Origin of the sequence: Streptomyces hygroscopicus subsp. hygroscopicus, assembly GCF_001553455.1 — a bacterium.
Classification (GTDB): Bacteria; Actinomycetota; Actinomycetes; order Streptomycetales; family Streptomycetaceae; genus Streptomyces; species Streptomyces hygroscopicus.
Genome location: NZ_BBOX01000467.1, coordinates 1 through 4,653, shown reverse-complemented (window position 1 = coordinate 4,653; position 4,653 = coordinate 1). Strand labels below are relative to the sequence as shown.

The following is a 4,653-nucleotide window of genomic DNA, read 5'->3' as shown; positions in this document are numbered from 1 at the left end:
CCCCATCGAGTCCTTGACCCCGCCGGCCGACCGCCGCGCCCGACTTACGGAGAATCCCATGACCGTGGCCCCCGAGTCCCCCGCCGCCACGACCCCCAGTCTGCTCGCCACCCTCCCCGGCCACTGGTACACCGCTCCCGGTGTCTTCCGGCGGGAGCAGGAGCACCTGTTCGAGGCCATGTGGTGCTGCGCGGTGCGCGGAGCCGAGCTGGACCGGCCGGGCGCGTTCCGTACCGTGCGCGTCGGCCGGGAGAGCGTGCTGATCACCCGCAACCGCCGCGGTGAGCCGCGGGCGTTCCTCAACGTCTGCCGTCACCGCGGCGCCCGGCTGTGCACCGAGGAGTCCGGTACGGTGCGGCGTTCGTTGCAATGCCCGTACCACGCCTGGACCTACGATCTGGACGGCCGGCTCACCGCCGCCCCCAACCTCCAGAAGATGCCCGATATCGACCGGGTCGAGCGCGGTCTGATACGGGTACGGCTTCGCGAATGGCTGGGCTATGTCTGGGTCTGTCTGGCCGAGGAACCACCGTCGTTCGAGGAGACGGTCATCGGGGCGGTGGCCGAACGGCTCGGCGACGCGGAGTCCGTGGAGCGCTACGGCGTGGCCGGGCTGGCGCTGGGCCGCCGGATCTCCTACGACGTCCGGGCCAACTGGAAGCTGATCGTCGAGAACTTCATGGAGTGCTACCACTGCGCCACGATCCACCCCGAACTCACCGAGGTGCTGCCGGAGTTCGCGAACGGCCTGGCGGCACAGTACTTCGTCGGGCACGGCGCCGAGTTCGCCGAGGAGGCCCGGGGGTTCACGGTGGACGGCAGCGAGGGGTTCGGCCGGTTCACGGGGATCGCCGAGGAGCAGGACCGCCGCTACTTCGCGATCACCGTACGGCCGCAGGTCTTCGTCAACCTGGTGCCCGACCATGTGATCATCCACCGGATGTTCCCGCTCGCCCCCGATCGCACCCTGGTCGAATGCGACTGGCTCTACGAACCCGAGGTGGTGGTCTCGGAGCGGGATCTGTCGAAGTCGGTCGAGCTGTTCCACCGGGTCAACTCCCAGGACTTCGACGCCTGTGAGCGCACCCAGCCCGCGATGGACTCCCGCGCCTACCGCGCCGGCGGGGTGCTCGTGCCCAGCGAACACCACATCGGCGCCTTCCACCGGTGGGTGACCGACCATGTCCCGGCCCCGGCCCCGGAGAGGGAGACGGAGACGGAGACGGAGGAGTGCCCGTGACGGATCTCCTCATCGGTGGCCGGTGGACCGGCGCGATCGACGAACGCACCCGGGAGATCCGCTGCCCGGCCGACGGATCGCTGGTGGCGGTCGTCGACGAGGGCGGCGGCAAGGACGCGGCCGAGGCGGTGGCCGCCGCCCGGCAGGCGTTCGACCAGGGCCCCTGGCCCCGCACCCCGGCCGGCCCGCGCGGCGATCTGCTGCTGCGCGTCGCCGATCTGGTGGCGCGCGACAAGGACGCGCTCGCCCGCGCGGAATCCCTGGACACCGGGAAGCGCTTGGCCGAGAGCCGGCTCGACGTCGACGATGCGGTGGCGTGCTTCCGCTACTACGGGCGGCTGGTGCGCACCGAGACGGGCCGGATGGTGGACACCGGCACCGCGCACGCGGTCAGCCGGGTGGTCCATGAGCCGGTCGGCGTCTGCGCGCTGATCACCCCATGGAACTGCCCGCTGCCGCAGACCTCGTGGAAGGTGGCGCCCGCGCTCGCCGCGGGCAACACCTTCGTCCTGAAGCCCAGTGAGCTGACCCCCAGTACCGCCATCGCCCTGATGCGGCTGCTGGTGGAGGCCGGACTGCCGGACGGGGTGGCCAATCTGGTGCTCGGCCCGGGGCCCGAGGCCGGCGCCCCGCTCACCGACAACCCCGATGTCGACATGGTGTCCTTCACCGGGGGCCTGCGGACCGGGCGCCGGGTCATGGCCGCGGCCGCGGGCACGGTCAAGCGGACCTCGCTGGAGCTGAGCGGCAAGAACCCCAATGTCGTCTTCGCCGACGCGGACTTCGATACGGCGGTGGACCACGCGCTCACCGCGGTCTTCCGCCACTCCGGACAGGTCTGCTCGGCCGGGGCCCGGCTGATGGTGGAGGACTCCGTGCACGACGCCTTCGTCGAGGAGGTCGTGCACCGCGCCCGCGGGATCCGGCTCGGCGGGCCGTTCGACGAGCGGGCCCAGACCGGCCCGCTGATCTCCGCCGCCCACCGGGCCCGGGTCGAGGCGTACGTGGCGACGGGCCTCGCGGAGGGCGCCCGGCTGCGCTGCGGCGGCACCTGCCCCGACGATCCGGCCCTGGCCGACGGCTACTACTTCCTGCCGACCGTCCTGGACCGCTGCCACAGCGGCATGTCGGTGCTGGCCGATGAGTCATTCGGGCCGGTGCTCACGGTGGAACGTTTCGCCAGCGAGGACGAGGCGGTGCGGCTGGCCAATGACACCGTGTACGGGCTCGCCGGGGCCGTATGGTCCGGCGACGAGGAGCGGGCGCGGCGGGTGGCCTCCCGGCTGCGGCTGGGCACCGTGTGGATCAACGACTACCACCCCTGTCTGCCACAGGCGGAATGGGGCGGGTTCAAGCAGTCCGGGACCGGGCGGGAACTGGGGCCCAGCGGGCTCGCGGAGTACCGGGAGACCAAGCACATCTGGCGCAATACGCGCCCGCGCCCACGGGGCTGGTTCGCCTGACCGGGGCGGGACAGCCCCAACGAGGCTCGCGCCCATGACCCGCAGCGGGGCGCCCGACCGGGCCTGGCGACGGTGAGCTTCGGTCCCGTCCGGGGCAGCCCACCGCGCTCACGGGCCGTCCGCCGAAGCCCCGGCGGACGCGGGCGCGGAGGCGGGCGCGTCCGCGTCGGGCCGCCGGTACATCCGTGTCGCGGTGATCTGGCCGTGCACCTGCGGCTCCTCCTCCGGCTCCCGGACCGGGAGGCCCGGCCGCAGATGCTCCTCGACGCTGATGTACTTCAGCCCGGCCCGCAGATCCGCGTCGTTGCGCAACCGGATCACCAGCGGGAACTCGGCCAGCGCCGTGGTGTCGAACAGCCCCGTCGTATAGAGCAGCTGCACGCCCAGCGCGTCCGCGACCGCCCGCTGAAGCTCCAGCAGATAGGTGGCGTTGGCGCGGCCGATCGGGTTGTCGAGGAAGAGGGTGCCCGCGTGGCGGTGCTTGTCGCGGCCCCGGTCGTTGCTGCGCAGGGCCGCCATCGTGCAGTACAGCGCGATGGCGGCGGTCAGCAGCTGGCCGCCGGAGAACACATCGCCCATCTGTCCCACCGGCACCCGCTCGGCCCGCAGCACCGCGTCCGGCTTGAGGATCTCCACGGCCACTCCGCGCGGCTGGAGCGCGGCGTGCACCCCGCGCAGCAGCAGGGACATACCGTCCCGCCGCAGGTCGGAGTTCTTCCGGACGGCGGAGTGGGTCGCCTCGTCGATGACCTCGCCGAGCCGCTCGGTGAGCGTGGCCTGGTCGGGGTCCTCGAAGCGGATCCGCAGGAATTCCTGTCCCGACCACTCACCGAGCCCCTCCGGGAGCCGGGACAGCCGCTGCGCCGAGCGCAGGGTGGCCAGACAGGACTCGACCAGGCCGCGCAGCCGGTCCACGATGGAGTCGCGGTTGCGCTCCAGCTGCTCCAGCTCGTCGGTGAGCACCCGCAGCCGGGGGGCGAACGCCTCGGCCCAGGCGGCGGCGTGCTCGGGCAGCGCGGCCGAGGGGAGTTCCCGGATCTGCTGCCGGGCCGGGGTGCGTACCTGCTCGTAGCGGGTGGAGTTGGCGTGCCGCACGAGCACATCGCCGGCCTCCCGCACCGCCGCCTCCGCGGCCGACAGATCGGCGGCGCAGCCGCGCAGCGAGCGGCGGGCTTCGGCGGCGGACTGACGGGCCTCGGCGAGACCGCCGGCGTACGGCTCGGCTCGCTCGCCGTCGTCCTCCGCGCCGGGGCCGTCCCGCAGCAGGTCCCGCAGCAGGGCGGCAGTCTCGTCGAAGCCGCCCGCCGCGTCCTCGGCGGAGCGGTGGGCACGCACCAGGTCGGCGTGGGCGGTGCGGGCGGTGTCCAGGGCGTCCGTACGGGCGGCCAGTTCGCCGTTGGCGGTGCGCAGCAGCTCCTTCGCCTGCTCGGCGTCGGCCGGGACCAGCTCCTCCGGCAGCTCGGTGTGCGCATCGCCGTCGGCCGGGGCGAGCCGCTCGGCCTCGCCGCGCAGCCGTCCGAGCTGCTCGCTCGCCGCCGAGGCACGGCTCTCCAGCATCTGGACGAGCGATTCGGCGCGGGCGGCGGCAGCCTGCCGGGAGGGGCCGTCGGCGCCGTCGGTGCCCTCCAGGAGCTGGGCGGCGCGGGTGCGGACCTTGTTGGTGAGCCGGTCGAGGGAGGCGAGGGCCGCGCTCTCGTCGCTTTCGGCACGGGCCTGTTCGGCGCGCAGATCGGCGCCGACGCCGACCTTCTCGTAGACCTGGGAGGCGGCGCGGTACGCCTCGCGGAGCGCGGGCAGCGAGGCGGAGGGCGGTTCGGTGTCCTCGCCGAGGTCGTCGGGGGCGCCCGCGATCTCCGCGCGCTCGGCGCGCAAGGCGCGTGCGGTGCGGCGCGCGTCGTCGGCCGCGCGCTGGGCGGCACGCCGGTCCTCGTCGGCGGCGCGGGCCCGGTC

The 4,653-nt window shown here is 73.7% G+C and carries 3 protein-coding genes; 2 read left to right on the top strand and 1 reads right to left on the bottom strand.

The features are described 5' to 3' along the window. The first annotated feature begins 58 nt into the window (after positions 1-58). The gene (locus AXW62_RS36215) at positions 59-1,240 is read left to right on the top strand and encodes an aromatic ring-hydroxylating oxygenase subunit alpha (protein ID WP_060948143.1); all 1,182 of its coding nucleotides are present in this window, start codon (positions 59-61) and stop codon (positions 1,238-1,240) included. Continuing rightward, a complete protein-coding gene (locus AXW62_RS36210; protein WP_060948144.1) occupies positions 1,237-2,703 on the top strand; it encodes an aldehyde dehydrogenase family protein in 1,467 nt (488 codons plus the stop codon). The genes AXW62_RS36215 and AXW62_RS36210 overlap by 4 nt, the downstream gene beginning before the upstream one ends. Before the next feature lie 108 nt (positions 2,704-2,811). Here the strand turns inward: AXW62_RS36210 and AXW62_RS36205 are convergent. Further along, positions 2,812-4,653: coiled-coil domain-containing protein (locus tag AXW62_RS36205; RefSeq protein ID WP_502688790.1), on the bottom strand; the 1,842-nt coding region annotated here is incomplete at its 5' end.